A 25638-nucleotide genomic window follows, 5' to 3' on the forward strand; every position below is an offset into this window, starting at 1 on the left:
CGATGTCAGTCGGGGTCCGAGCCCGAGCTCTCGTCCCACAGCGCGAGCGGGGTCGCACCGGTCCGGTAGCCGTCCTCGTCCAGCAGATGGCCGCTCAGTTTCATGGGCCACAGGGCGACCGTGCGGTCGGTGACGGTGAGGTCCGGGGCCCGTTCGGCGAGGCGGGCCTCGAAGCGCTGGGCGTCGGCGAGGGAGCGTACCCAGGCGACGAGGTGCAGGTTGTGCCGGCTGATGACGGCGGCGCACAGGCGAACCTCGCGCATGCCGGTGACCCGCTGCGCGACCTCATCGAGCCGTGCGGCCGGGACTTGGCCCCAGAGGGTGACCGCGACCGGCCATTCCGACAGGGGGCGGGCCACCTCGCAGCGGGCGTGCAGCAGATCAGCGGCGAAGAGCCGCTGGACGTGACGGCGGACGGTGTCCGGGCTCGCGTCGCACTGCGCGGCCAGCGCGCGGTAGGTGGCCCGGCCGTTCACGGAGAGAGCGGTGATCAGCCGCTGGTCCAGTGCGGTGAGGGGGAAGGCGGGGGCGGCGGTACGGCGATGGGGCTCGTCCGCGGTGAGCAGCGCGACCTGTTCCCGGGTCAGCGCCCGCAGCCGCCACCGGCTGGCCTCGGTGTGGACCCGCCCGGCCAGATGGGTGCGGACGGCCCGTACTCCTTCCAGCGCCGCGAGGTCGCCGGTGGTCCACCGGGTGAGGGAGGCCAGGTCGCGGGCCATGACGTTCAGCAGCAGGTCGCGGTCCCCGCTGACCTGCGACAGCGCGACGACGTGCGGTACGGCGGCCAGCACGCGGGCCACCTGCGGCAGGCGGCCGGGAGCGCAGTCGACCTCCACGAAGGCCAGACATCCCTGCCCGGACTCGGCCAGCGCGGGGGCGGGGTGGCAGCTGATCCAGGCGGCGCCGGCTTCGGCCAGCCGCTGCCAGCGCCGGGCCACCGTCACGGCGTCCAGGCCGAGCGCGGTGCCGATGCGCGCCCAGCTCGCACGCGGGGCGATCTGGAGGGCGTGCACGAGCGCCTGGTCCACATCGCCGAGAGAATGGAAAGGATGGCGCGGATGCTTCGGAATCTGACACCTCCCTGCGTGTTTCCTGCACTCTCGACGCGCCGAGCGGTCAGAGCTTCAGTCTGGACCCGGTACGCCCGGACCGTACCAGTCAGTCACACGGCACCAGGAGGTCGATCCGGCATGTCGGTCGTGGAACGCGCCCAGGAACTGCAGCCCGAGCTGGTACGGCTGCGTCGCTCGCTGCACCGGGAGCCGGAGCTGGGCCTGCGGCTCCCTCGCACGCAGGAGAAGGTGCTGGCGGCCCTCGACGGACTCCCCCTGGAGATCACCCTCGGAGAGAACCTCACATCCGTCACCGCCGTGCTGCGCGGCGGAAAGCCGGGTGGTGCGGTCCTGCTGCGCGGCGACATGGACGCCCTGCCCGTCGCCGAGGCGAGTGGTGTGCCGTACGCGTCCCAGGTGCCCGGCCGGATGCACGCCTGCGGACACGACCTGCACACGGCCGGACTCGTCGGTGCGGCCCGCCTCCTCGTGGATCGGCGCGAGCACCTGCACGGAGACGTGGTGTTCATGTTCCAGCCGGGGGAGGAGGGACACAACGGGGCCGGCGCGATGATCCAGGAGGGTGTCCTGGAGGTGGCGGGCCGGAACCTGGACGCGGCGTACGCGCTCCACGTGGCCTCCAACCGGGTCCCCGGCGGCGTGTTCATCACCCGCTCGGGCACCATCACCTCCGCCTCCGACCGGCTGACGGTGACCGTGCGGGGCAAGGGTGGCCACGGAGCGAACCCGGCGACGGCCAAGGACCCGATCCCGGTGGCCTGCGAGACGGTCACCGCGATCCAGACGTGGATCGGCCGTGCCTTCGACGTCTTCGACCCGGCCGTCGTCACCGTGGGCAGCTTCCACGCCGGCACCCAGGCCAACGTCATCCCGGACACCGCCGAGTTCGAGGCCACCGTGCGCAGTTACTCCGAGCGCACCCAGGAGCGGCTCGCAGAGGGACTGCCCCGGCTGGTGCGGTCGATCGCCGCCGCGCACGGCCTGGAGGCGGAGGCGGAGTACGTCACGAGCTATCCGGTCACCGCCAACGATGCCGACGAGACGGGCTTCGCCCTCGCCACCGCACGGGACCTGTTCGACGCGCACGAGGTGTGGGAGTCCCCGCAGCCCACCAACGGCTCGGAGGACTTCTCCTACGTCCTGCAGCGCGTCCCCGGCGCGATGCTGCTGCTCGGTGCCGCGCCCGAGGGCGCCGACTGGCAAAACGCCCCGATGAACCACTCACCGCGCGCCGTCTTCGACGACCGTGTGCTGTACAAGCAGGCGGCGCTGCTCGCTGAACTGGCCGAGCGTCGGCTCACCGATACTGGACGCGTTGTCCGGTAAGGAGACTCAGGTCAGATCCAACGCACCCGGCGCGTCCAAGGGTGTGAGCCCCGTGGCCCACACCCGCCCGTACACCGACAGGTCCCGCAGATGCGCGGTGATCTCCTCGGCGCTGTAGCCGGTGTCGTGTTCAACCCACCAGGACAGCAGGCCGATCAGCTCGCCGGTCCAGGCGCGGGCGACGACGTCGAGGGGGACGCGGGGTGTGGCGCCGAGCTGCTCGGCGCGGGCGCGGAAGACCTTTTCGGCCTGGGCACGGATGAGTTCGGTGAACTCGCGCAGCGCCTGACCGTCGCCCTCGCCGCGCAGGATGACCCGGTAGACGGGCCGCTCCTGTTCGGCGTGCTGGAAGACGTAGAGCACCGGCAGCCCGGTGAAGCCCTGCTCCCGGGCCTGTTCGACGGCCGGCAGCAGGCGTTCGCGGTCCTCGGCGAGGTCCCGGACGATCCCGACGAGCAGGTCTTCCTTGTCGCGGTAGTGCGCGTAGAAGGTGGCCCGGCCGACGTCCGCGCGCTCCACGATCTCCTCGACCGTGATCGCGTGGAACCCCTTCTCCAGGACCAGCTCGACCAGCGCCGTGCGCAGGGCGGCACGGGTGCGCCGGACGCGCCGGTCCCCGGCGGGCTTCGTCTCCACGGTGTCTCCTTCTCGCCTCATCCCGTCCGGTCGACCCGATTTCTCGTCCGGACCGTTGACCCGACCTTAACGCTGGCCTTACGTTACCGAACACCAAGCTAGATAACAGACAATCTGTTCAGGAACTTAGTGTGGAGTGCGCGATGAACCTGGGGCGCTATGTACGTCGGACAGCCGGCCACCATCCCACCGCCGAGGCCGTGGTCTGCGGCGCGACCCGGCTGACGTACGCGGAACTGGACGACCACAGCGACCGGCTCGCGGTGGCCCTGCGCGGCCTGGGCCTGCATCAGGGCGACCGTGTGGCGACGCTGGCCGCCAACCGGGCCGAGCTGGTCGTGACAGAGGTCGCCCTGTACAAGGCGGGCCTGGTCCGCGCCCCGATCAACGCCCGGCTCGGCGCCGGTGAGGTGGCCCACCTGCTGCGCGAGTCGGACGCCCGGGTGCTCCTCGCCGACGCCGCCCACCTGGCCGCCGTACGCGATGCCCTGTCCGGCACCGGAGTGAAGACGGTCATCGGCTACGACGGCCCGAGTGACATGGGCCCTGGGTACCTGGACACCATGTATGGAAATGAGCCGGAACCCGTGGCCGTCGAGTGCGCCGAGGGCGATGCCGCCGTCCTGCACTTCACCTCCGGCTCCACCGGCACGCTGAAGGCCGCGATCCAGACGTACGGGAACCGCCTTGCGCTGCTGCGCAAGATGGTGATGAGCGCCGACACCCGCGTCGGCCTCGGCGACAAGCAGATCCTCGCCGGACCCGTCACGCACGCCTCCGGCATGCCGCTGATGGGCATCTTCTTCGCGGGCGGCTGTGCGGTGATCCTTCCGCGCTGGGACCCGGAGGAGTTCCTCGCCACGATCCAGCGGGAGCGGGCCACACACGCGTTCGTCGTCCCGACGATGGTCAACACGGTGCTCGCGCTGCCGAACGCCCGCGCCTACGACACCTCCAGCCTGCGTCAGCTGATCTACGGCGCCGCCCCCATGTCACCGCAACGCATCCGCGAGGCATGGGAGTTCTTCGGACCGGTCCTCTCCCAGGGCTACGGCTGCGGCGAGACCACCTCCGGCGTCCTCTTCCTGTCCACCGAGGACCACCGCCGGGCCATCGAGGGCGAGGACGAGGAACTGCTCCTGTCCTGCGGGCGCCCGCTCGCCGAGGCCGAGGTGGCGATCGTCGGCGAGGACGGAACCCCCGTGCCGGACGGCGAGATCGGCGAGATCGCCGTACGCGGACCGGACGTCGTCCCCGGCTACCTCGGCGCACCCGAGCTGACTGCCGCCTCCTTCCGCGACGGCTGGTTCCTCACCGGCGACCTCGCCCGCCGCCGCACGGACGGCTACGTCTTCATCGTCGACCGCAAGAAGGACATGATCGTCTCCGGCGGGTTCAACATCTACGCCGTCGAGGTCGAGTCCGTCCTGCACCAGCACCCGGACGTGTACGAGGCGGCCGTCGTCGGCGTCCCCGACGAGCAGTGGGGCGAGGCCGTCAAGGCGGTCGTCGTGCCACGCGACGGCACCATCCTCACCGAGGCCGCCCTCATCGACTTCTGCGCCGACCGCCTGGCCCGCATGAAGAAACCCCGCTCGGTCGACTTCGTCGCCGCGCTGCCCCACAACCCCAACGGCAAGATCGACCGCCGCGCGATCCGCGACCGCTACTGGGCGGGCGCCGACCGTCGCGTCAACTGAACCCCCGTAAGGACACCTCCTCGCATGCCCTTCACCCTCGAACCCTCCTACGACGACAACCCTCGCCTGCAGGACCTCGTCGTCCGCCTCCGTGCCTTCCTGCGCGATGAGCTGATCCCCTACGAACGCGAGCGCGGCATCACCGCCGAGAGCAAGCTCGACCGCCCAACCCTCGAACATGTCTGGAAGCGCAGCCGCGAACTCGGCTTCTACGGCGTCAGCCTGCCCCCGGAACTGGGCGGTCAAGGGCTGAACTTCACCGAACTCTGCGCCGTCAAGGAAGAGCTGACCGCATCCGGAGCGGCCCTGTCCCACTCGGTACTGGGTGACATGGGCGGCCCACTGCGTGCCGGCGCCATCCTGAAGTACGCCACCGAGCAGCAACTGGAGCGCTACCTGATGCCCGTCATCCAGGGCGAACGCGCCTGCTGCTTCTCCATCACCGAGGAGGACGCCGGCTCCGACGTACGCCGGATGACGACCACCGCCACCCCGGACGGCGACAGTTACGTCCTGAGCGGTAAGAAGGTGTTCAGCTCCGCCGCCCCCTTCGCGGACTTCGCGATCGTCGTGGCCCGCATGGCGGGCACCGAGGAGGCGTACAGCGCCTTCCTCGTCGACCTGGACACCCCCGGCTGCACGGTCCTGGACGGCGAAGTGCCCATGTCCGGGCAGCAGATGGAGGGTGACCTCGTCTTCGACAACTGCCGGATCCCCGCCTCGAACCTCCTCGGCGAGATCGGCCAGGGCCTGCGCATCGGCATCGGCCGCATTACCCTCAACCGGCTCCTGCACTGCCCGTCCCTGATCGGAGCCGCCCGCCGCGCCTGGGACCTGTCACTTCAGTACGCGACGAACCGCGTCGTCTTCGGCCAGCCCCTGCTCGCCCACCAGGCCATCCACCACAAGATCGCCGAGATGGCCACCGATATCTACGCCGCCCGCTCGATGGTGATGGCGACGGCGGCCAAGGCCGACCGGGGCGAGAACGTCTCCGTCGAGGCCAACATGTGCAAGCTGTTCGCCTCCGAGGCGTGCTTCCGCGTCGCCGACCAGGCCGTCCAGATCCATGGCAAGGCCGGGCTGACCCGCGGCAACGAGGTCGAGCAGATCTTCCGCAGCCTGCGGATGTTCCGGATCGTCACCGGCACCACCGAGATCCACAAGAACGCCATCGCCAAGGCCCTGATCTGACCGACTCCCTGGTGCCCCCAGGCGGTGCCGCAGGCCCCCGCAGCCGGGGGCCTGCGGCCACGGGGATCCGCCCCCCTTCGTACGCCCCCTGCCCCACCCGCACCCGCAGGAGCCGCCCATGGCACCCCACCCCTCCGCGCCGTCGACCGGGCTCGGCGACGACCTCACCGCCGCTCCATCTCACGGCCGGCGCAGAGCCTGGCTGATCACGGCCATGATCGTGACCTTCATGGTGGTCAACTACGCCGACAAGTCCGTCCTCGGACTCGCCGCCGTACCGGTCATGGACGAACTGCACCTCAGCAACAGCACCTACGGACTGATCTCCAGCTCCTTCTTCTTCCTGTTCTCGCTCTCCGGACTCGTCGGCGGATTCCTCTCCACCCGGCTCTCCAGCCGCACTCTGCTCTTCGGCATGACCGTCCTGTGGGCCGTGGCCCAGCTTCCGGTCCTGGCCGTGGCCTCGGTGCCCACCCTGATGGGCGGCCGCATCCTGCTGGGCGCAGCCGAGGGCCCGGCGGCCTCGATCTCGATGCACGCCCTGTACAAGTGGTTCCCGCCCGAACGGCGCGCGCTGCCCTCGGCCCTCCAGATCGGCGGGGCGGCACTGGGTACCCTCATCGCCGCCCCGCTCGTCACCTGGCTGATCTCCGGATTCGGCTGGCGCTCGGCCTACGCGGCCCTCGCCGCGGTCAGCGCCGTCTGGGCGCTGCTGTGGTGGCGCGTCGGCCACGACGGCCCGTACGACGGCGCACGCGCCGGTACCCCCGGTTCCGGCCGGCTGCGGCTGCCGTACCGGCGCATGCTGCTGACCGGCACCGTCCTGGGCAGTATCTCCAGCGCCTTCGGCGCGGCGTGGGCACTGTCCCTCAGCCAGGCGTGGCTGCCCGCGTACCTCAGGACTCAGCTGGGCATGTCGGCACAGTCCGCCGCGACCACCATCAGCGTCGTCTCCGGCTTCGGGCTGGTGCTGTTGCTGGCGGTCTCCCCGTTCGTGGACGCGCTGAAGTCCCGTGGGGTCAGCAGCCGTTGGTCCACAGGGGCGACGCAGGGGATCGCCGTGTGCGTGGCGGGCTGTGCGATGGCCGCTTTCCCGTTCGCCGGCGCGTCGGGTCCGCGCCTGGTCCTGATCGCGCTGGCCTTCGGCGGCACGTCCATCGCCATCCCCCTCCACTACATGACGACGGCCGAGGTCGTGCCGACCGGGCAGCGCGGCGCCGTCTTCGGCATCGTCGCCGCAGCCGGCACCCTGCCCGGCCTCGTGGCCCCGTTCCTGACGGGGCACCTGATCGACGCGGCGAGCGGTCCGGCCGCCGGCTACACCAGGGCGTTCCTCGCCGCCGCCGCGGTGATGCTCATCGCGGGCGTCCTGGCCCTTGCCGCCATCCGCCCCGAGCACGACGCCCGGCGCCTGGGGCTGGACCCCGCCGTGGCGGACGCCGCGCGCTGACCGGGGCTGGGCCCGTCGCCGCGTGGACTGCGGCGACGGGCCCGGCATTTCAGGCGGGGCGCGCGGCTAGAGGGTCCGGCCGTCGAGGCCGCTGCCTGCGGTGACCGGCTCACCGTGCCCGGGGGCGTCGGCCTCGGTGCCGTGGTCGCCGTTCAGCCGTTCGCCCTCGATGTCGACCTGGGGCAGCAGCTGCTCCAGCCACTTCGGCAGCCACCAGGCCGACCGCCCGACCAGGGCGAGGACCGCGGGGACGAGGGTCATGCGGACCAGGAAGGCGTCGATGAAGACGCCGACGGCGAGGGCGAGGGCGATCGGCTTGAGCATGGAGCTGCCGCCGGGGATGAAACTCGCGAACACTGCGAACATGATCAGTGCGGCGGCGGTGACGACCCGGGAGGCGTGGCGCGAGCCGGCCAGGACGGCATCGCGTGGCTTGGCGCCGTGGACGTACGCCTCGCGCATGCGGCTGACCATGAACACCTCGTAGTCCATGGCGAGTCCGAACAGCACCGCCATCACCAGGATGGGCAGGATGCTGACGATCGGCCCGGTCTCGGCGATCCCCAGGGGCCCGGAGAGCCAGCCCCACTGGAATACGGCCACGACCGCTCCGAAGGTGGCGGCCACGGACAGCAGGAAGCCCAGGCTGGCCTTCACCGGCACGATCACCGACCGGAAGACGAGGAGCAACAGCAGCAGGGACAGGCCGACGACCACCAGTGCGAACGGGACGAGCGAGCTCGCGAGCCGGTCGGAGACGTCGATGTTCACGGCCGTCGTACCGGTCACCGACACCTCGGCACCGGTCTGCTTGTGCCAGTCGCCTGCCTCGTTGCGGATGTGCTCGACGAGGTCCTTGGTCTTCTGGTCCGAGGGACCGGTCTTCGGCACCACCTGGATGACCGCCGCGTCCCCGTGTTCGATGACCTGCGGCTTCCCGACCGCGGCGACGCCGTCGTCTGCCTTCAGGTCCTTGACGAGCGTGGCCGTGGCGTGCTGAGGGGTGCCGGTGTGGGAGGTGTCGGCGAGGACGAGCAGCGGGCCGTTGAAGCCGGGGCCGAACTTCTCGGCGACGGTGTCGTACGCCTGCCGCTGGCTGCTGCCCACAGGGGCCGATCCGTTGTCGGGCAGGGCGAGCTGGAGGTCGCGGGCCGGGACGGCGACGGCGAGCAGGCCGAGGAGGACGGCCAGCAGGGTGAGCAGCGGACGGCGAATGGCGATCCTGCCCCAGCGTTCGCCCATCGGCCTGCGTCGGCTGTGCCCTTCGCCGTGGGCCGCCTGCTCGCGACGGGCGGTGCGTGAGCCCGGCTTCGGCCGCAGCCGTTCCCCGGCGAAGCCCATCAGGGCGGGCAGGAGCGTCGTGGACACGCCGACGGCGATCAGTACGGCGGCGGCACCGGCCACACCCATGACGGTCAGGAACGGAATGCGGACGACGGCCAGGCCGCACAGCGCGATGATCACGGTGAGGCCGGCGAAGACGACCGCGCTGCCGGCGGTGGCGGTGGCGCGGGCCGCGGACTCCTCGGTGTCCATGCCGGTGGCGAGCTGGGAGCGGTGGCGGGAGAGGATGAACAGGGCGTAGTCGATGCCGACCGCGAGACCCAGCATCGAGGCCAGGGAGGGCGCGGTGCTGGAGATGGTCAGGACGCCGGTGAGCGCCGAGAGGCCGAGCAGGGTGATGGCGACACCGGTGATCGCCGTCAGCAGGGGCATGCCCGCGGCGAACAGTGAGCCGAAGGTGATGGTCAGCACGACGAGCGCGACGGCCAGGCTCATCAGTTCCTTGGTGTGGCCGGTGCTCTTGCTGCTGCCGTAGGCGGACCCGCCGACCTCGACGGTGAGTCCGGCGTCCTTCGCCGGCTGGGTGGTCTTCTCCAGCGAGGTGAGGCTGTCGTCGTGCAGGTCGGCCCTGCTGACCTGGTAGCGGACCTGGCCGAGGGCGGCCGTGCGGTCCGGCGATATGACCTTGCTCTGCACCGGGTCGGTGACGCCGACGACCTGCGGGGCCCTGTCGGCATCCGCCATGGTTGCGCTGACCGCCTTGGCGTACTGCGGTTCGGTGATCTTGTGGCCCTTGGGGGCCACGAAGACGATCTGGGCGCTGGTGCCGGCCGCCGAGGGCAGCTCGGTCTTGAGGGTGTCCATCGCGGTCTGGGCCGGTGAGCCCGGGACGGTGAACTCGTCGTTGGTCGTGCCGCCGAAGGTGATCACACAGGTGACCACTGCGGTCAGTGTCAGCAGCCAGGCGGCCAGCACCGCCCGGCGGTGCCTGAAGGCACCGCGGCCGATCCGGTAGAGCAGGGTAGCCATGGAAAAGGTGCTCCTTGAGGGGGATGTGCATGGGCGAGCGGCACGGTCGGGGAGGGGCCCGCGAGGGGGATGGGCCTGCCGGTCAGGCGTGGAACGGGGCCGGGCTGCCGCGCAGGGTGAGACGCAGGCCGTCATCGGTGACAGCCAGCCGCCGCGGCTCCAACGCCAAAGGGAGATCAGTCAGTTCGACGGAGCGCTCGGCCATGTCCGTGACCTTGTGCGACAGGGCGCCCGGCAGGGGAGCGCCGTTGAAGGCCGGTCGGCCGGGCACCGCCCGGATCGTGTCGCCGTGCAGGGCGGGTGTGACCGGGACGGTGAGCGCGCCCGCCCGGCCGAGACGGACGATCAGCTGCCCGGTCTCCGGGCTCGGAACCACCTCGCCGCCCAGGCCCTGGAGCGAGCCGTCCGCCAGGGAGGCGGCGGGGACGTCGACGTCGACGGTGGTGGACCGCACCGTCACGGTGTGGCCGCCTCGTCGCACCTGGTGCAGGTGGGCATCGATGCCGAGCCCCGACATGCGGCGGACCGTCACGCCGTCCGCCGTCAGCTCGACGTCCGGGAACGAGCCCCGGGCCAGCTGCAGCAGCGCGGGTGTGGCGCCTAGGTCGACGCTCGGGGTCCTGCCGAGGCGTTTTCCGGCCTCCGTCGCGAACCGTTCGCCGATCCGGTTCCGGCAGACGAGCTCGGCCATGCCCACGGTGCCGCTCAGGGCGAGCGCGGTCACCACGGCGATCGTGGCGCGACGCCGCGCACCGGCGCGGGATATCAGCCGACCAAAAAGTGTCATGACTGACACGATACATAACATGTCAGTCATGACACTTTGCGGAGGGCTGCGGACCGGGTCGCGTTCAGGGCATGTCAGGATGAACGGATGAACGAGGAGGGTGGACGCGAACTGGGGCGGCGGGACCGGAAGAAGGCCGCTACGCGGGGGGCGCTGCTGCACACAGCCGCCCGCATGTTCGCCGAGCACGGCTACCAGAGCACGACGGTCAAGGACATCGCCGCTGCGGCCGGCGTGACGGAACGCACTTTCTTCCGCTACTTCCCTTCCAAGGAAGACCTCGTCTTCGCGGAGATCCAAGACCTCCTGCCGCTGCTGCGCCGGGAGATCCCGCGGCGCCCCGCCGACGAGACCCCGCTCACCGCGGTCCTCAACGGACTCCTGGCCGCCGCCGGGGAACTCGACGGCGGCCTCGCCATCCTCTTCGTCGGTGCCCCGCCCCGCGACCTGTCCGCGGGCCCCGGCCGCACTCGCGTGCTCTGGGACATCGAGGCCGCCATCGCCGACGCGCTCGCCGAGCGGCTGCCGGACCACGGCGACCTGCGCACCCAGGTACTCGCCCGCGTCTGCGTGGCCGCCATCCGCAGCGCCCTCATCGCCCACGCCGCCCAGCACACGGACGCCTCGGACCGCCGCTCCGCCGACCACTTCGTGATGCTGCTGCGCGAGGCGTTCGAGACCGTTCGCGAAGCGCACTGAACCGCCTTGAGTATGAGACGCAGCGCTCAGGCGTAAGGACCTGACGAGGCCGGGTCGGGCTACAGGGTCCGCTTTGTGGCGCACCGTGCCGCGCCGTCGCTCATGCGTCGCTCACGCCCGCGGCGATGCTGAACAGCGGGAATGGTCCCCATCGGAATAGGCCGAACCCGCCCGCAGCCAGTGACAAGAAGGGCTGTGACCTACTCGTATGCCCGGGCCCGGCGGGTCTGCCGATATTCCTCCGCCGGGATGGGCTCGCCGCCGGTCCTCATGCGCGTGGTGCACAGCAGGCCGTCGAGGGGTGGTCGACCTCGTGGTGGATGAGGCGGGCGAGGCCACGTTCTTAGACGGTGGTCGTGGTCTCGTCGGCCAGGGTGGTGGCCTCCACCGTGATTCTCATTGGGCGAGGGACGAGCCCGCGGACGTCGAAGAAGCTCAGGCAGCCCTCGTACTGCTCGTCCGTCTCCGCCGAATGTCCCACGGCGCTGCGAGTCTCGCGATGCGGTTGGCCTCGTCGGAGCTGATCAGCCCTGCGATCACCGAAAGGAGCGGCCGATGCCACCGCCTTCGTCAACGCAGGTGCCGGGAAGAGTTGCAGGCGTCCGGGTGATCGTTGTGCTCGGATGGGGTGTACTCCCGTATCGTCCGTGGGGTGATTGATGCCACCGTGGCGGCCCGAAGCGATATCGCCGACAGTGTGCTCTCAGAGTTGATCGATGCCTACGATCTCGGAGGCGTACGGGAGCGTCGCTATCTCGCTGACGGGCTGATGAACGCGAACTGGAGGCTGGACACCCCGGTCGGGTCGTTCGCTTTGAAGCGGGTCACGGATGCCTCGCTGGAGCGGTTGCAGCGCAATCTCGGCGTGCTGGCGGCTCTCGGCGCCGAGGGTGTCCCGGTGAGTGCTCCCATCCTCACGATCTCGGGGTCCCTTGTGGCGCAGGTCGGCGGTGGCGCCTGGTGTCTGTTCCCGTGGGTGGCCGGCTCCCATGTCCGGGGTGTTGATCTCACCTTGATCCAGGTGAACGCACTGGGCGTGCACCTGGGACGCCTGCACGCGAGTCTGGGCAGGGCTTGCGGTCGAGGGCTGCTGCCAGGGGTGCCAGAGACGATCAGCGCAGACGTCACGTCGCCGGAGCGGGCGGTGGAGAAGGCCGGGCGGCTGTCCGCGGCCGTACGCGACAAGGGCACAGGCAGCGACTTCGACAAGGAAGTCGCTGCTGCCTTGGACCACCGGCGGGCCCTCGTCTTCAAGTACGCCGATCATCGTCCGCGATCTTCGACACCTGAGGGTGATCACGGGTGGACGCATGGCGACGTGCAGTACCGGAATCTGCTGTGGGAAGGCGGGGAACTCGCCGCCGTCCTGGACTGGGACCGGGTCGCGGTGCGTCCGTACGCGGAAGAAGTCGTACGGACGGCGCAGGTGCAGTTCGGAGTGGGCGGGGTGTTCGACCTCGCGCGGGTGTCTGCCTTCGTCGGTGGGTATCGGTCGGTGGTGCCGCTGGAGCCGTCTGCGCTGGTGGACGGTGTTCGTCGGTTGTGGTGGAAGCGGGTGACGGACTTCTGGCAGCTGGAGTTCCACTACGACCGCGGTGACTTCTCCTTCGATGAGCTCTTCACTGCGGACGAGGTGCTGCTGCACTGGTGGACGGATCGGCTGGATCAGGTCGAGGACGCGTTCGCCGCGGGGTAGATCCCGAGGCGTTCGAGGTCCGGCAGGCGGGGGCGGGTGAAGGCGGTCGCTCGTCGCCGCGCCTGCTCCCCCAGGGTGTGGTGGTCAGTGGCGCGTATGGCCTGCGCCCACTCCTTCGCGCCGGCCTCGGCGGGAAGCACGATGCCCGCGTTACCTATGGCTTCGGGGATGCCGCCCCGGTCGCTGCCGATGCTCGGGGTCCCGTGCAGTGCGGCTTCGATGATGACGCGGGGAAATGCGTCCTGCACCGTGGATGGCACGAGCAGGAGGCGGTGGCTGCGGTAGAGGGGACTCATGTCGTAGACCCGGGGCACGTAGGTCACGTTGGGGTAGCCGGCGAACTGCTCGGCCGTGTTCCACCAGCCTTCCACCAGGGTGAAGCGCTGTTCGGGCATGCGGCGGATGAGCTGGTGCACCAGGTCGGCGCCTTTCGCCGGGATCGGGTTGACCATGAGCACGGCCCTGGCTCTCTCGCGGCGGTGCTGCCACGGCTTGGGCGGTGTGAAGGGCGGATACAGGACGGACAGTTGTGTGCCGTCGGTCGGGGGTGCTAGCCGGAGAACGAATTCGGAGACGGCCAGTCCGTGGTGAGGGCTGCCGGAGAGGACGCCGAGTCCCGTCTTGGAGATCGAGTGCAGGATTCCTGCGACGAGGGCGGCGGGCCGGGCTTGGGCGACGATGTCGGCCGCGCCTTCCTGCGAGGTGAACACCACATCCGGTCGTGCCTGGGTCAGCACGCCCCGGAGAGCTGACGTGATCCGCTGCTGCGGTACGGCGAGGCAGTACACCCCGTTCCACCTGTAGTGGAGGCCCTCCTGGGTCTCCTCGTACGCGGTGTTGTGCTCGTCGAGGAAGGTCCGCATCTGGGCGGTCTGTGGGGTCTGGTCCCAGGGCGCTTGGTGGGAGCCGAGGTAGATGGTGCGCCATCCGGTTGCCGCGAGTTCTTCGGCGAGGAGTTGCTGGGTGACCTCCGCTCCGCCGATGAGAAACGGAGGCGGGGTACGCCGCCATGCGAAGAGAGCTGTAGGCATGGGGCGGTCACCTGGTCCAGTACGTGACGAGGGCTTCCACCGCGTGCGCGACTGCCTCCTGGCTGGTGTCGGCGGGGATGACGGTCACCTCCCGCGACACCGGCGGCTGCGCTGCGGAGATGAAGTAGTCCCGAGCGTGCGCGAGGAACGCCGGCTCGTGAAGGAAGTACTCGGACTCGGCCGCCGTGTGCCCGGCCGACTTGCGTCGCAGGGCCAGCTCTTCGGCGGGTACGTCGAGGTAGAGGGTGTGGTGGGGGCGCAGGAACGGCAGCTCCTGGAGGCGGTCGCGCAGGCGATGGTGGACGTCGTAGCCGAACAGGGCGTCGAGCGCGTGAGCATGAGCCAGCAGGGTGTCCACCGAGCGATCGAGAATGACGACCGGTTTGGCGCTGACGAGCACCCGGCGCACGCGAGCGCCTTCGATGCCCATGAACGTCTCGAACGCGGCGAGCTGTTCCGCTGCGGATGCGGTACGGGCGGGTGGGATGTCGGCGCGGCGGGCGATGTGCTGGACGTAGCAGTCCGAGACGAAGGCCTGCTCCTCGATGCCGCGCGTGCGCAGGTGTCGAATCACAGTCGACTTTCCGGCGTACGAGGGCCCTTCGAGGGCGATGATCTTCACAGCGACTCCGTCCGGTAGAAGCGTTCTGCGAAGGCTCCCGTGCCGCTCAGGAGGTCGGCCGCCGTGGTCCACGCGTGCCGGATCGGCCGGTACATCTTCCGTGCTGGGTGCATCTGCGAGCCGTGCATGTGGAGGACCGTGGTCTTGTCGAGGACGACGGCGGTGATGTCGACGAGCTCGGGGGCCAGGGCGAGCCCGGTACGTGCTCGGAAGAGGTGCTGGTCGCAGCCGGCGAGGGCGTAGGTGGGCCAGAACGCGAGGTCTTCCCAGAACCAGCGACATCCGAGGCGTACTGCTGCCGCGTGTACGAGGAGGTGGTCGGGGTGGCGGGTGACGGCAGCCGGAGCGAGGAGTTCGGCCTCGGGGTGGGCTTCGACGATCTCGCGGAGTTCGTCCGTGATCCGGTCCAGGCGGTCTTGGCCGAACGGGCGGTACGGGGGCTCGGCGTCCTGATGGCCGAGGAGGATCCGGTCGGCGGCGAAGGGTGCCAGGGCAGCCGCTCCTTCCCGGCTGCGCAGGTCGGATACGACGGCCTCGGTGCCGTAGGTGTCCTCCACGGCCGGGTGGACGCTGGTGGAGCGGGTGAACACCGTGTTCACGGTGAGCGGTCGGGGATGGGCGAGGAAGGTTCCGGAGGCGGACAGGGCGAAGTCGTCGTGGTGCGGTTCGATGGCGAGCACCGGGCGGCCGACAGGGCGGCGCATCTCGATGAAGTAGCGGTGCCCGCTGTGCGGGGCCTTGAGCTCAATGATCCGGTGGTCGTGGGCGCGGTGGCGTTCTGCCAGGCGCTCGGTCCACTGCTGGTGGGCGCGCATGAGGTCGTCGGGGAAGGTGTAGATCCCTTCCGCGTCCGGTACGGGCGGCGTCACGGTCATGGCGGGCTCCGGGGTCATCGGACAGTGGTCTGGTACCAGTGGCGCCACATACGCGGGGAGTTGAGCCGCAGCCGGGCGGTGACGGGGTTCTGCCACCAAAGCATCCGGAGACTGGACCACTGGTCGTAACGGCGGGTGGAGGGGCGTACGCGCAGATCGTCGAGGATCACGACCGGTGCGTTCTTGCTGCGGCCGTGGGCCGTCAGGCGGTGGAAGAACTCGACGTCCTCGCTCATGAACAGGTCGTCGCGGTATCCGCCGACCGCTTGGAAGGCCGCTGCGGTGGCGAACTGGGCGACGCCCTGTGCGCCGCCGTGGTTGGTGCGGTAGTGGTCCCAGTAGGCGCAGAGCAGTCGTGCGCCGAGTCGCTTGGGTGTGTAGAGGGGCGGGATGGCACCGCCGACGGCGCCGTCGTCCATGGCGGTGGCCGCGGCGGTGATGGCCTCCATGGGCAGGGCGACGTCGGCGTCCGTGAAGAACAGCCTGCGGCCTTCCGCGGCAGCCGCGCCGGTGTTGCGTACCCGGCCGATATTGCGGACGGTCTCGCTGATCACTCGGACGCCGAAGGAGGCGGCCATGTCGGCAGTGGCATCGGTGGAGGCGTTGTCCACCACGATCACCTCTCCCCGTTCACCACTTGTCTCCTGCCAGCGTTCGAGGGAGGCGAGGACGGTGGGGAGGTAGCGGGGCAGGTAGGTGGCTTCGTTGTGGGCTGGAATGACCACTGTCAGTCCAGGGCTGGTCATCGGGATATCCCTTCGCTGCGTGGTGTGCGGAAGAGGTGCGGTGTCTGACGTGCCAGTTCGGCCAGGCGGTCCGACCACAAGCGGCGGCTGGCGCCGGGCGTGGCGTGGGCCCAGCAGCGGGCGGTGTGGATGACCGTCCAAGCCGAGAGCCGGATGTCGCCCAGGGGCGCCGCGTAGGCGTCGAGCAGCGTGCGGCGGTCCCATGGAGTGTGGGCTGCGGTCATGACGAGGGCGTGGGCCACGTCCGCCTCTCGCCGGCCAGGCGCGGCATCGGTGAAGTCGACCAGGTAGCGCGTGCCGCGCGGGCCGGAGAGGACGACGTTGTCGAAGTGGATGTCGCCGTGGCACCACACGCTGGGTACACGCTCCGGCGTGTCGGCGACGACGGCGAGGGCGGGCCCGATCCGGTTCATCAGCTCGGGTGGGCAGCGGCGGGCCAGGGAGGAGACCGAGTCGAAGAACGGGCGGCGTGGCACCGCCTGCTCGACCGGGGCTCGGTGCAGGCGCGCGAGGAGGCCGCCGAGGTCCTTGAGGGCTTGGGCATGCGGGATATGGCCGGAACGAATGGCGGCACCCAGTGTGTGTGCGCCGAGGTCAGAGGTGATGAGCGCGGTGGCTCCCTCGCTGCTGATGGTGCTGCTGCCGAGGACTTGCGGGACAGGCACAGCGACTCCAGCCGCGCGGATGGCGGCGGCCTCGGTCAGCGCGTTGCTGCGGGCAGTGTGGTCGTACAGCTTCACGATCACGCTTCGGCCGTCTCGGAGGCCGGCCCGGAACACGGCCGTTCGGGAACCCGCCGACAGGCGCTCCGCGCTCCAGGCGGGTGTCCCGAGGAGGGTGCTGCACGCGCGGGCGACCATGGCGGGCGGCGGGGTCATCGAAGGCCCGCCGGCTCGGGATGGGCGGCGCCCAGCGCGCGGACGTGTCGCAGGGTCCGCTTCAGGAGAGTGCGGTACTCCCGTACGTCGTCCGTATCGGGACAGTCCGCCTGCCACGGTTTCTCCGGGCCTACGAAGTGGATGAGGCGGGCGGCCGGGTCCGGCCGCAAGGGGCGGGTGATGACGCGGCGTACCCAGTCGCCGCGTTCGAGGTACCGGACCACTTCGAACCGGTTGTATGCGGCGTCGGCCGCCCGCACGCGGCCGGTGTGGAGGAGCCACAGGTTCAGGGCGTCCTGGTCGTTGTGGAGGATGTGCCTGCGGTGTCTGGCCAGGGTCTGCTCGACGCCGTGTCGGATACGTGGCAGATCGGCGGTGTGAGCCCACAGGAGACCGGCGTTGAAGTAGGGACGGTCCCTCAGACGCGGCCAGCGGTCCACGGCACCCGGCAGAGCGGGACAGCGACCGACTGCCGGGTTGAACTCGTCACGTACGGCGCCGACCTCGCCGGGGCGGAGAGCGTGGAGCGGGGTGGTCAGGTCGTCGCAGACCAGGACGTCGGCGTCCACGTAGATCAGGTACGGGCGGCGGACGAAGTTGGGCGTGAACTCGAAGCGCAGATAGGTGGTGACGGTGATGTACGAGGTGTCCGCCATCCGTGCGGAGCGAAGCGGGGAGCGGCGGGCCAGGGCGAAGGAGCCGAAGCCGACCCGTTTGGAGAGGTGGGCCAGGAGCTGCACCTGTGGTGCTCCGAGGTCGAAGGTGAGGAAGCGCAGTGCTGCGGCCTTGCGGGCGCGGGGGCTGAGGCTGTCCGCCAGGGAGGTGATCGTGGCGAGGCCGGGGGTGAGGTAGTGCCGGTCGATGCAGATGCCGAACGCGTACACGGCGGGTCCGCCTTCCGGGCGTGGTGTAGGAAAGAGATCTGGCGATGAACTGAACCGCCAGCGTCTGCTTGCCCTGCGGCTGAGCTGGGCTGGCAGCGGAGAGCAGGAGTTAGAACGCGCGGTCGGCTTCGTGCGGGCCGACATCCGGTTGGCTGACCGTCGGCCGCTGGCCGGCGGCGAGGTCCTCATGGTCGTTGGTAATCAACGTGCCGAGCGTGAATACGGCAGCGAGCTGGCCGGTGAACCACACGCCGATGCAGAACCGCTCGACCGAATCGACGGCCCCACCACGGGCTTTGTGGCGGCTGCGCATCAGGTGGTCTTCTTTCGGCTCAGGCGGTCTGTGCGCGTCTCGATGACGTGGAGGGTGTCGGGCTCGTCCGTCTCCCACTGAGTTGTGGGGCTGCCCGACTCCGGACGCAGGACCCACGCCGTGCCCTGCTTGATGTCGGTGACGATGGCGTGACGTCCGTCAGCGCCCTCGACCAGGTCGCCGACCTCCGCCTGTGCCCGGGTCACGAGACGGCTCCAGGCACCAGGTCTTTCCACAGCCACCAGCCCGAGGAAGCTTCGAGCAAGATGCGTCGGCGTTCGTGCTGCCCGGGGGTCTGGCGGGCCGGTGGGGACGTGGCCTCGGCGAGGAAGCCGCCCCGGTCACGAATGAGGACACCGAGTGCGGCGAACTGTCCGGCGTCTTCGGCGAGGTGGGAGATTCCGGCGACGATGATGCCGCGGACCAGGCCAGAGGACAGTGCGCTCGTGACAGCCGCCCAAGCCGGGCGGGCGTCCAACGGCACGCACGGGTCGTCGTCGGACCAGGCGCCGGTCACATGCCAGTGTCGGGCGTCGGCGTAGTGGCGTGCGCGGCGCTCGGCCTCGCGGGCAGCGGCCGATTCGGCCGCACAGGAGTAGACGGCAACCGGCACGTGTCCGATGCCGCCGCATGGGGATTTCGGCATGCGGCCAGCGTGCTGTCGGTGGTGTGCCCAGGACAGGCACGGCTCGTGGCGGCGCCGCGAAGTCATGACGCGGCGGACTGCCACGTCCCGTGCTGCTGCACGTTTGTTTCTCCAGCAGGACTGCTACGGAGCGTGGCAGCCGGGCTGGTGGCGGCTGTGTGGGCTGCTACGGAGCGTGGCGGTGAGCGATCAGCGGACGGCGAGGGGCACACCGGCCGCGTGGGCGAGCCCGCGGAGCCGCGCGACGGACACTCCGGCGAGGCGAGAGATGATCACTCCGGGCAGCATTTGGTGCCGCACCCACCCCGGCGCCATGCCGCAGACCTTTTCCAGGGTGTCGGCAGCCTGGTCCCACCGACGGCACTCCACATGCGTCAACGCCACGTCGAGGCCGTACCGGGCCCGAGTGGCGAGGGGCACCGTGTCGTCCAGCCGGACTGTGTCCATGAGCCGGAGCGCACCGCCGGTGTCGCCGAGGGCAACGGCGATGCTCATCGCCTGCGTGGCGGCATAGAGCGGCCCGAATGGTTGGGCATGCCGACCACGAGCATGCTCCGCCCCCAGGCGGGCGCCGACCGCATGCGCCTGGGAGAGGTACTCCCGCGCCGTGTCCGGCGAGGCGCCACCCCGGGACGCGGCCACAGCAGCGTTCGTGACGAGCTGCCCGTACACCGAGAGCCGCTCTGGATCGTGCTCGGACATCTTCGGCTCGATCCGGTCGGCCTGAGCCGCAGCGAGCGCGAACCCTTGCGCCGTGCGCCCGTCGCGGAGATTCACCCACGCCGTGGTGGCGGCCAGGTGCGCATCCCGCAGATCGTCGCCGGCCTGCACGGCGATCTGCCGGCCGTAGGTGAGCGCCGCATACGCAAGGTCCCGCGAACCCCACACGTTCGCGGCCATCCCAGCAGTCTGGAAGACATCGGCCAGGACGCCGGCCGCGGCCTCCCGCTCGTCGAGTTCCGCCACGTCGTATCGGGTGCGGGCTTCGGGCAGCAGGGCGCCGAGCAACGCACCGAGCTCGGTGTAGCGGCCCGCCCAGTAGGCCGCGTCAGCGCGCCGAACGACACCACGGAGTTCTTCGACGGTGCCCGGATCGCTGTCGGTGGGGATGCCGATCGCGGCATCGTGCGTGGCAGCAGACAGCGTGCGCAGCGCTGCCCGCTCGTCGCGGTCCATGGAGCGACGGGGCGCCTGCTGGCCGAGGAGCACGGCGATGTCCGTCCCAAGAGCAGAGGCAATGGACAGAAGCGAGGGAAGAGAAGCGGTGCCGCCACGTTCCAGCTTCCGCACAACACCCACGGAGACGTTGGCGGCTTCCGCCAACTGCTCCTGCGTCATGGCACCGCGCAGCGTCTTGAGCCGTTCAGCGGTGCTGTACTCGGACCATTGCATGCCAGCAGCTCCTCCCCGATCGGCCAAGCACGGACCGTACCCACTGCTTTACGACCGGCAACACCCATGGGCACCACAGGAACAGTGAGTTGGCTGGAAGTCGCCGCTAGACGGAAAGCTCGGCGCTCACACCGAGGAGTGCCTCAAGCTCGGCCACCGTGGCCGCTTCGTCCGTCGCGAGGACCGTGGTGATACCCAGGGCCTCGGCTGGCGGGAGGTTCCGAGGGTGGTCATCAACGAACACGCATGCCTGTGGAGGAAGCCCGAGACGCTCCAACGTCAGCTCATAGATGGCCGGGTCGGGCTTCGCCATGCGGACCTGCTCCGAGATGACGTGCACATCGAACAACCCCCAAATACCGGTGTGCTCGTACGGGTTGAACGGATCCGTGCCGAAGCTGTTCGACAACAGAGCGACCCGGTATCCCGCACCCTTGGCGGTGCGCGCGAGCGCGGCCATACGCCGAGCGGCGGGTACCGCAGACCATGCCCGCCCCATCAGGTTGTCCGGCGCGACATGGGCACCGAGAAGGGCCGCAGTGCGCTTGTTCCACTCTGCCTGGTCGATCTCGCCGACCTCTAGCGCCGCGTACAGCCGCCGACCTTCAGGGTCATCGTTGAGGGTGGCACGCCACGCTTCCGGGGGAAGCCCTTCCGACTCGCACCACGCGCGGTGCACGGGGAGCGGATCAGCGGTCAGCACCCCGGCGAAGTCCAGGATGAGCCCATGCTTGGCTTGATGGTCCGTGGTGCCCATGGGCTGCGGCATGCTGCGTGCTCCCTCTCCCTCGGCCTCACAAAGACGCTACCGCGCGCCGAGAACGCGGATGCCGACAAGCCTTGCACTTCCTCCGGCGACTCCGACACGTCTGCCTGGATGCTGCCGCCGTTGGTGCGCGGCCGGTCAGTTGTCTTCGTGCAGGGCGCGGTATTCGAGGGTGTCTTCCGCGGTGACGATCTCGGCGAGGCGTTCGAACTCTGCGTAGTCCTCGTCGGTCATGATGGCGACGGCGTCGTCGACCACGGATCCCTTGGGGAGCTTGGCGAAGTACTTCATGAGCAGATCGACGAAGGCGTCCTTCATCTCGTCGAGTTCACGCTGCCATTCGGCTTCGAGCTGCATCTGCGCCTTCGCGGCGGCCTTTTCCTCCGGGGTGAAGGTGACCAGCAGGTCGCGCTCGGCGCGGGTGAACGGGCGTCCGTCGCGGTGGTACGGGCGCGTTCGGATGTCGGGGTGGCTGAAGTCCAACTTGGTGATGAGGAGGACGACTTCGGGGCGGACGGTGGAGGGCACGGGCGGTTTCCTTGTGTGCGGTGTCGTGAGATCGGTTGGTGCTGGTGGGCGGTTCGGGGGTGTGCGGGCAGGCGGTGCTCGGGGCATGACGTGCGAGGGCCTTCATACGGGGGTGTTTGTCGGGCGCGGTCCGGCGGTGGGGGGATGCGTGCTCGACTGCTGTGGGGACGGCGGGGCCAGGGGCGTGGCGTGGGGTTTGTGGGTATCAAATGGTCCGGAGGATCCCCGGTTTCGGTAACCGGGGATCGTCGGCTACCTTCCGCCTGCGTTTGTCCGGTCAGCGCTGGCGGGCTGTGCCGTTCGCTGCCCGGCTCGGGGGTTGTGCGGCGGGCGTCGGGGACGGGGCGCGGTGCTTGTCTGGGGCGGGTGTGTCCTGGGGGTTTTCCGGGGCGGCGGGCAGGTGGGCGCTGCGGCGCAGGCGCCAGACGAGGACGTCGCTGATGGAGGTGGCGGTGTCGAGCTCCCGTCGTCGTGTGGCTTCGGTGAGCAGGGTGGCCGGGTTGTGGCCGGCGTCTTGGGCGTCGGCGAGGGTGGCGGCCAGGGCGGGCCAGCCGGGTTCGGCCAGGATCTGTTCGGCCAGGTCGGGGACTGCGTGGCGCAGGACGGCCACCTGCCGGTGCCGCAGGAGCTGGGGCATGCGGCGGCCTCGCTGACCGAGGTCGGCCATGGGTTGGGTTGCGGCGGCCTGGTAGGCGGCGCGGAGGTGTTCGGCCGTCTGGCGGGCGGCTTTCGCCTGCTGGGCGTGGTGCCTCTTGGCGTGCCAGTTCGCCGCCGCGATGGCCAGGAAGAAGGCCATGTCGATGAGCATGGCGGTGGTGGCGCCGTCCTCGCCGCGGCCGAGTGCTGGTCCGCTGTGGACGAGGTCGCGGGCGGCCTGGCGCAGGGCGCGGTCGTGCCCGCGTACGGCCTTGATGTGGGAGCGGGTGGCCCGCTCGAACGCGAGGGCCGCCTCGCGGAGTTCGGTGCGGGTGTGGGCGGCGGAGGTCTTGGCCAGCGCGTCGAGGATCTCCCCTGCGGCGGCGATCTGAGCCGCTGCAATGCTGTCGTCGCCGTGGTCGATGATCAGTAGGGCCTGCCACGTGGCGGCGCTGGCCCGGCGTCGTGCGAACGCGGGACCTGTCACGTCCGGCACGGCCGGCTTATCCGGCCGGGGTCCGCCCGCCGCAGTGGCGGCATCTGCGGGAGGGATCCACCGTTCGCGGATGCGGGGAAGGGACAGGTCGGGGGCGAGCTTGGACCCGGAGAAGAAGACGGGCTCGCCGTCCTTGTTGCGGTCTCCGGGGAGGGCGACGGTATAGCCGAGGCGGTCTCCCGACGGAGCGATCCGCTGGCGGATCAGCAGACCGGCGGAGGCGAGCCGGTCGAAGAACTCCTCCTCGCTGGTGGCGCCGGCTGCCGCCTGGCGAACGGTTTCGCGGAGCTGCTCGCGCGGTGTGCGCTGCTGGCCCTGGCGGTCGGCCTTGTGGCGTTCGGCGCTGGTGGGACGCTTGGCGGCGGTGCCGTCGCCGGGCGTGACCTGGTGCAGACCGAGATCCTTCTCGATGAGGCGGCACTCGTTCTGGGCGCGTTTGCCGGAGCGGTGGTGGTCAGGGCGGCGGCCGTCCTCGCGGACGAGGGTGGCGATGATGTGGATGTGGTCGTCGGCGTGCCGGACGGCTGCCCAGCGGCAGCCGGCGCCGTCGCCCGGGTCGATGCCGGTGGCAGCGACCACGCGGCGGGCGATGTCGCCCCACTGCTCGTCCGACAGGACCGGGTCGTCCGGCGCGGCGCGCACGGAGCAGTGCCAGACATGCTTTGAGGGGCGCTGGTCTGCGGCGAGGAGGGCGAGGGGCTGATCGAGGAGGTGCTGGAGGTCCTCCTTCGTCGCCGAGGGGTCGCGGCCGGGGTCGGGGGCCATGCCGTCGAAGGAGGCGACCAGGTGGGGGTCGATGTGCTCCTCGTGGGTGCCCTTGCCGTACAGGTAGTACAGGAGCCCGAGGGTGTTGCTGCCCTGCTGGTGGATCCGGGGGATCAAGCCGCCTCGCCCTCCTGCCCGTTGGCGACCCTGTCGGCTGCTCGCTGGACGGCCTGTGCGGCACGCTGCAGGTCGGCGAGGGCGGCGGCGAAGTGCGGTGCGTCGGCACCCGAGTTGAGTGCCTTGGCGATCTGGTTGACGTTGCTGCCCGCCCAGCCGAGCTGACGGCGCACACCGAACAGGGCGGTCAGGATGTCCCGCTCGGTGGCGATGGCCGCTGCGGTGCGGGACTGGTCGCGGGCAGCGGCGAGCGCGGAGTGGGCCAGGAACCCGGCCACGCTCATGCCGACGTGGTCGGCGCCGGACTGGATGATGGCGAGTTCTAGCTCGTTGAGGCGGACGCTGTGAGCGGGGCGCTGCTTCTTGTCACGCGGACGCGACTTCCCCCGCCTGGCCTTGGCCTTGCGGCTGGCCTTGCCTGGCTGCGGTCCGCCCTCGGTCGCAGCCTTCCCGTCCGGCGCCCCCTGGTGCTGGTCGGGCCCCGCCACCCCCGGGGCGGGGTCGAGTTCGGGCGCTCCCCCCGCGGGGGAGTGTCCGGACCTCCAACTTGCTCCCGACGGGGCAGGGGTGGTCGGCAGGAATTCCTCGTGGGGCGTGGGGTCTTCGTGGTGTGGAGTGTGCATGGGACCTTTCGGGTCGAGGTGTGGTCGGGAGTGCTGGTGCTGCGGGGATCAGCGGGGTGGATGGCCGGCTGCGGCTTTGAGCTGGGCCTTGAACTCGCGGACGACTCGTCCGACGCCGTCGCTGGAGACGGTGTAGCCGACCGCGCGCAGGGCGTCCTCGACCCGGTCGCGGCCGACGCTGCCGGTCTCCTCGTAGATGCGGCGAGCGTGCTTGAGGATGACCTCGTCGGAGGCACGGGCTTTGCCGTCGTCGCGCTTCTTCCGGGCAGCCGGTTTCCGCTCGCGCCTGCCCGACACGCTGCCCGAGCTGTTGGCCGTGAGCGCAGGGCTGTCCTCAGCTTCTGCCCGTGCGGGCAGCCCGGGCCCCGGGTGGGCGGGCTGCGGGCGGGCAGCCGGAGGCACCTCGTCGTCACCCGGGTCTGATGGGTGTGGGCGGGCAGCGTCCTCTGCCCGCGGCAGTGGTGCCGGGCGGGTGGCGCGCGGGCGGCTGCGCCTAGATTCCCGGGCGGGGTTGGAGGCCGGGACCTCCCAGCGTGGCGGCAGTGTGAGGGAGGCGAGGCTGAGGGCCTGCTTGCGGGTGGCGAGCTTGCGCAGCAGCAGCTCGTCTTGGAGCGGATCCCCGTCGACGCCGGCCCGCTCCAGAGCCTTGTGCAGGCGCTCGGTCAGGCGTCGCTGCCGCCGCCTGCCGCGCTTCTGGTCGGCCATCGATTCGGCGCGCAGGATCAGGGCGACGGCTTCGCTCAGCGCGCGCTCGCGGATGAGGCGGGCGGCATCGGCGTCCTGGTCAGCGATGCCGAGCCGAGCCAGGAGGCGTTCGCGGGCCTGGCGGACGAGGACGGCAGTCAGGCCGCGTGAAGCGGCATCGGGGGTGTGGTGGCGCAGCTCGATGCCCATGGCCAGGTGCCACAGCATCGCGGCCATGACCGGGCCGACGAACGCTCGCACGGTGCCGCCGACCAGCCCGGACTCGGCGTAGGCGGGCAGGATCTGCACTGCGGTGATGACCCAGGTGAGGGTGCCGGGCAGGCCGGGTGCCTGCTTCGGGCCGTTGAGGTTCTGCCGGGCCATCAGGGCGGTGGCGAACAGGGCCAGCTCGGCGGCGGCGAACATCGCGACGCGCTCGGCGGTGCCGCCCATGTCGAGGTAGTCGGCGGCGAACCGCCAGCTGGTGTCCGCGCTGTACGCGGTGCAGCCGAGCGCGGCCATGGCCGCGACGGGCACTGCGACGGCACCGCGCCAGCGGCTGGTGCCGGACGGCCGGCGGCGCTGCCGGCGCTTCATCCACGCGGTGAACAGGCCGAGCAGGGCAAGAAGCGCCATGGCCATCGCGGGGGTGGGAACCCAGTGCGGCAGGAGCGAGGCAGTGCCGCCTTCGGCGGCCGGGGCTATCGGGGCAGGGGAGGGCAAGTCAGGTCTCTCCAGGGGCGGTGCGGTGGGGGTGAGGGG

At 70.5% G+C, this 25638-nt stretch carries 26 protein-coding genes; 6 read left to right on the top strand and 20 right to left on the bottom strand.

The window, feature by feature from the left end; genetic code table 11:
* Window positions 1-5 precede the first annotated feature (5 nt).
* Window positions 6-1028 carry an Lrp/AsnC family transcriptional regulator gene (locus BIV23_RS26910; RefSeq protein WP_245790656.1) on the bottom strand — a complete coding sequence of 341 codons (1023 nt, stop codon included), beginning with the start codon at window positions 1026-1028 and terminating at the stop codon, window positions 6-8.
* A 162-nt stretch (window positions 1029-1190) separates the two neighbouring features.
* Between BIV23_RS26910 and BIV23_RS26915 the strand changes: the two genes are divergently transcribed.
* Entirely contained in the window at window positions 1191-2399 is a 1209-nt protein-coding gene (locus BIV23_RS26915; protein ID WP_071383560.1) for a M20 metallopeptidase family protein, read from the top strand.
* A gap of 6 nt (window positions 2400-2405) precedes the next feature.
* Here the strand turns inward: BIV23_RS26915 and BIV23_RS26920 are convergent, their stop codons facing one another.
* Entirely contained in the window at window positions 2406-3035 is a 630-nt protein-coding gene (locus BIV23_RS26920; RefSeq protein WP_079173393.1) for a TetR/AcrR family transcriptional regulator, read from the bottom strand.
* Between the two features lie 143 nt (window positions 3036-3178).
* On the opposite strand from BIV23_RS26920, the gene BIV23_RS26925 reads away from it, so the two are divergent.
* From BIV23_RS26925 to BIV23_RS26935, 3 genes are all read left to right on the top strand, one after another.
* Window positions 3179-4735 (top strand): acyl-CoA synthetase, encoded by a 1557-nt coding sequence (locus BIV23_RS26925; RefSeq protein WP_071383562.1) that lies wholly within the window; start codon window positions 3179-3181, stop codon window positions 4733-4735.
* Between the two features lie 24 nt (window positions 4736-4759).
* Entirely contained in the window at window positions 4760-5929 is a 1170-nt protein-coding gene (locus BIV23_RS26930; protein WP_071383563.1) for an acyl-CoA dehydrogenase family protein, read from the top strand.
* A 118-nt stretch (window positions 5930-6047) separates the two neighbouring features.
* The gene (locus tag BIV23_RS26935; protein ID WP_071383564.1) at window positions 6048-7379 is read left to right on the top strand and encodes an MFS transporter; all 1332 of its coding nucleotides are present in this window, start codon (window positions 6048-6050) and stop codon (window positions 7377-7379) included.
* A gap of 66 nt (window positions 7380-7445) precedes the next feature.
* Here BIV23_RS26935 and BIV23_RS26940 read toward each other — a convergent pair whose 3' ends face one another.
* The gene (locus BIV23_RS26940) at window positions 7446-9692 is read right to left on the bottom strand and encodes an MMPL family transporter (RefSeq protein WP_071383565.1); all 2247 of its coding nucleotides are present in this window, start codon (window positions 9690-9692) and stop codon (window positions 7446-7448) included.
* A gap of 82 nt (window positions 9693-9774) precedes the next feature.
* Window positions 9775-10479, bottom strand: a complete 705-nt coding sequence (locus BIV23_RS26945; RefSeq protein WP_177240044.1) for an LmeA family phospholipid-binding protein — start codon at window positions 10477-10479, stop codon at window positions 9775-9777.
* A gap of 87 nt (window positions 10480-10566) precedes the next feature.
* On the opposite strand from BIV23_RS26945, the gene BIV23_RS51165 reads away from it, so the two are divergent.
* Complete coding sequence (locus BIV23_RS51165) at window positions 10567-11178, top strand: TetR/AcrR family transcriptional regulator (RefSeq protein ID WP_071383567.1); 612 nt, start codon at window positions 10567-10569, stop codon at window positions 11176-11178.
* 343 nt (window positions 11179-11521) lie between these two features.
* On the opposite strand, the gene BIV23_RS52210 is transcribed toward BIV23_RS51165, so the two are convergent.
* The gene (locus BIV23_RS52210; RefSeq protein WP_245790657.1) at window positions 11522-11659 is read right to left on the bottom strand and encodes a peptide deformylase; all 138 of its coding nucleotides are present in this window, start codon (window positions 11657-11659) and stop codon (window positions 11522-11524) included.
* A gap of 171 nt (window positions 11660-11830) precedes the next feature.
* On the opposite strand from BIV23_RS52210, the gene BIV23_RS26960 reads away from it, so the two are divergent.
* The gene (locus tag BIV23_RS26960; RefSeq protein ID WP_245790658.1) at window positions 11831-12874 is read left to right on the top strand and encodes a phosphotransferase; all 1044 of its coding nucleotides are present in this window, start codon (window positions 11831-11833) and stop codon (window positions 12872-12874) included.
* Here the strand turns inward: BIV23_RS26960 and BIV23_RS26965 are convergent.
* The 15 genes from BIV23_RS26965 to BIV23_RS27035 all read right to left on the bottom strand — a co-directional run bounded on the left by BIV23_RS26965 (window position 12844) and on the right by BIV23_RS27035 (window position 25512).
* Window positions 12844-13905, bottom strand: a complete 1062-nt coding sequence (locus tag BIV23_RS26965) for a glycosyltransferase (protein ID WP_071383569.1) — start codon at window positions 13903-13905, stop codon at window positions 12844-12846. The genes BIV23_RS26960 and BIV23_RS26965 overlap by 31 nt on opposite strands.
* 7 nt (window positions 13906-13912) lie before the next feature.
* Window positions 13913-14527, bottom strand: a complete 615-nt coding sequence (locus BIV23_RS26970) for a hypothetical protein (RefSeq protein ID WP_071383570.1) — start codon at window positions 14525-14527, stop codon at window positions 13913-13915.
* Window positions 14524-15402: a PIG-L family deacetylase gene (locus tag BIV23_RS26975; protein WP_071383571.1), complete on the bottom strand. Its 879-nt coding sequence runs from the start codon at window positions 15400-15402 to the stop codon at window positions 14524-14526. Before BIV23_RS26975 ends, BIV23_RS26970 begins: the two co-directional genes overlap by 4 nt.
* Before the next feature lie 14 nt (window positions 15403-15416).
* Window positions 15417-16148 (bottom strand): glycosyltransferase, encoded by a 732-nt coding sequence (locus tag BIV23_RS26980; RefSeq protein ID WP_071383572.1) that lies wholly within the window; start codon window positions 16146-16148, stop codon window positions 15417-15419.
* Window positions 16145-17026, bottom strand: a complete 882-nt coding sequence (locus BIV23_RS26985) for a phosphotransferase family protein (protein WP_071383573.1) — start codon at window positions 17024-17026, stop codon at window positions 16145-16147. Before BIV23_RS26985 ends, BIV23_RS26980 begins: the two co-directional genes overlap by 4 nt.
* Entirely contained in the window at window positions 17023-17910 is an 888-nt protein-coding gene (locus BIV23_RS26990; protein ID WP_071383574.1) for a glycosyltransferase family 8 protein, read from the bottom strand. Before BIV23_RS26990 ends, BIV23_RS26985 begins: the two co-directional genes overlap by 4 nt.
* Before the next feature lie 109 nt (window positions 17911-18019).
* On the bottom strand, window positions 18020-18223 hold the full coding sequence (locus BIV23_RS26995; RefSeq protein ID WP_071383575.1) for a hypothetical protein: 204 nt from the start codon (window positions 18221-18223) through the stop codon (window positions 18020-18022).
* On the bottom strand, window positions 18223-18429 hold the full coding sequence (locus BIV23_RS27000; protein WP_071383576.1) for a hypothetical protein: 207 nt from the start codon (window positions 18427-18429) through the stop codon (window positions 18223-18225). Before BIV23_RS27000 ends, BIV23_RS26995 begins: the two co-directional genes overlap by 1 nt.
* The gene (locus BIV23_RS27005; RefSeq protein ID WP_071383577.1) at window positions 18426-18869 is read right to left on the bottom strand and encodes a hypothetical protein; all 444 of its coding nucleotides are present in this window, start codon (window positions 18867-18869) and stop codon (window positions 18426-18428) included. The genes BIV23_RS27000 and BIV23_RS27005 overlap by 4 nt, the downstream gene beginning before the upstream one ends.
* Window positions 18870-19058: 189 nt before the next feature.
* The gene (locus BIV23_RS27010) at window positions 19059-20261 is read right to left on the bottom strand and encodes a helix-turn-helix domain-containing protein (protein WP_071383578.1); all 1203 of its coding nucleotides are present in this window, start codon (window positions 20259-20261) and stop codon (window positions 19059-19061) included.
* 106 nt (window positions 20262-20367) lie between these two features.
* Window positions 20368-21030, bottom strand: a complete 663-nt coding sequence (locus BIV23_RS27015; protein WP_071383579.1) for an HAD-IA family hydrolase — start codon at window positions 21028-21030, stop codon at window positions 20368-20370.
* A 135-nt stretch (window positions 21031-21165) separates the two neighbouring features.
* Window positions 21166-21555: a hypothetical protein gene (locus BIV23_RS27020; RefSeq protein WP_071383580.1), complete on the bottom strand. Its 390-nt coding sequence runs from the start codon at window positions 21553-21555 to the stop codon at window positions 21166-21168.
* A 277-nt stretch (window positions 21556-21832) separates the two neighbouring features.
* Window positions 21833-23569, bottom strand: a complete 1737-nt coding sequence (locus BIV23_RS27025; protein ID WP_071383581.1) for a relaxase/mobilization nuclease domain-containing protein — start codon at window positions 23567-23569, stop codon at window positions 21833-21835.
* The gene (locus BIV23_RS27030; protein ID WP_245790659.1) at window positions 23566-24192 is read right to left on the bottom strand and encodes a plasmid mobilization protein; all 627 of its coding nucleotides are present in this window, start codon (window positions 24190-24192) and stop codon (window positions 23566-23568) included. The genes BIV23_RS27025 and BIV23_RS27030 overlap by 4 nt, the downstream gene beginning before the upstream one ends.
* 48 nt (window positions 24193-24240) lie before the next feature.
* Window positions 24241-25512, bottom strand: coding sequence for a hypothetical protein (locus BIV23_RS27035; protein ID WP_107471271.1), 1272 nt, complete (start codon window positions 25510-25512; stop codon window positions 24241-24243).
* Between the last annotated feature and the right edge of the window lie 126 nt (window positions 25513-25638).

Source organism: Streptomyces monashensis (assembly GCF_001866665.1).
GTDB lineage: Bacteria > Actinomycetota > Actinomycetes > Streptomycetales > Streptomycetaceae > Streptomyces > Streptomyces monashensis.